This is a genomic window from Waltera intestinalis, from assembly GCF_009695995.1.
GTDB lineage: Bacteria > Bacillota > Clostridia > Lachnospirales > Lachnospiraceae > Acetatifactor > Acetatifactor intestinalis.
Window position 1 is genome coordinate 1 of sequence record NZ_VUMU01000036.1, and the last position, 1652, is coordinate 1652.

A 1652-nucleotide genomic window follows, 5' to 3' on the forward strand; every position below is an offset into this window, starting at 1 on the left:
CAGGATATTTCCAGTCAGAGCAGGATGCGGTTTTGCAGACGGAGTATCTGAAAAATTCTTTCCGTATGGAGGAATTTACAGAGCTGTATATTGGGGATGTAAGAGCCGGGTATCGAGCTGATGAGGATGGTCTTACCATGTGGAAAGGCAATTATCTGTCCCGTGAAGCAGAGAGCAGACTGTCATGGGAAGATGCAAGATACTGGGTCAATTCTTATATTGAGGATGGTGTCTATTTACTTCCGGGGGAAGTGGCAGAGCAGATTGATACAGACGGAATGTTCAAACAGCTTGACCTTTTTACCATGTTTTCGGAGCAGGTCGGCAACATTGCCATGAAGCAGGCAGAAGAAAAAAGTGTTATGCCGACAGGCTTTGTACTGCCGGAGAAACAGATTGATGATATTTTAAGAAGCGGCGGAGGCAGGGATGACAGCCGCAAGCGTATTTATGCCAAGTACCAACAGAGAAAGACGGCGGAAGAAATGACTGCCTTTCTGAAAAAAGAGTATGGAACCACCGGAAAAGGCTTTGAGTTTGACGGAAAGCAGATAGCCGTATGGTTTGATGAAGGTGGCATGAGTGTTGGATACGGTACATCAGCAACGGAGCAACCCATACTTACGATGGAATGGAAAGATATTGAGCAGAATATCCGCAGGCAGGTAGAGAATGGCACATATATGGGTGCCAATGAAGCTTATCTTGTGGATGAGGTGGAGCGTAGCAGGATTGCAAACCATTTATTTTTCTTTTTCCGTGACGGTATGGGAGAAATGCCGGAAGAATTGGAATTAAAGGCGGGCAATTACCCGGATGCCCATGCAAGACTGGTGGAACTTCTTTCTACACCGGAAGAGGTGGAGAGGATAGCTGTCCACATGGATCATGCTCTGCATCAGTTGGAAACCGGAGAAAAAAGCCTGCGTTTCCGTTCTGTTATGCCAAAAGAGGAGCTTCGTGCCGAACTCGACAACCTTCTGGTAGACAGGCTGACATTTCCAGCTGCTGAGCATGTGGAAATTAAACACGAGGATTTTATCACGCAGGATGAGATTGACCACAGGCTTGGCAGGGGAAGTGGTTTTTCAAATGGGTCTTTTCGTATTTATGATTATTTTAAGGAAGGGCATGACAGCAAAGAAGCAGCTAATTTCTTAAAGAATGAGTATGGAACAGGCGGCAGTAGCCATGCACTTGCCGGAGCTGACCACAGCTATGAGGATCATGATGCAAAAGGAATAAAGCTGAAAAAGGGAAATATCGGAAAACCATACGCAGAAGTGCTGTTGTCCTGGAAGGTTGTGGAGAAACGTATCCGAAAGCTCATTGAAGAAGATAAGTATTTATCTACGGAAGGAAAAGAAGCCTATGTACAGTACAGAGTGGAGCAGGAGCAGAAGGCTTTGGAGCAGGCACAGGCAAAGATGGAGCATGAAACCAAGGTAGCCTGTAAGAATGCCATTGAAAAGGCAATCGCTGAGAAGTTTGACGGGTATCGTCTGCCAAAGGATACAGCGGAGGGAGTCATTCAGGAATATGGCTCTGAACGAGTAAGTTATGTGCTTGCCAATTCTGTCATGCACAAAAGGCAGGATGGACGGTTTTCTCCGGAGAATAAGGAGTGGGCAAAAGCTATTGAGCCTTATGCC

The 1652-nt window shown here is 46.1% G+C and carries 1 protein-coding gene; it reads left to right on the top strand.

What is annotated here, in order from left to right:
- On the top strand, positions 1–1652 hold a 1652-nt coding region (locus FYJ59_RS13795; protein ID WP_154498917.1), incomplete at both ends, for a DUF3849 domain-containing protein.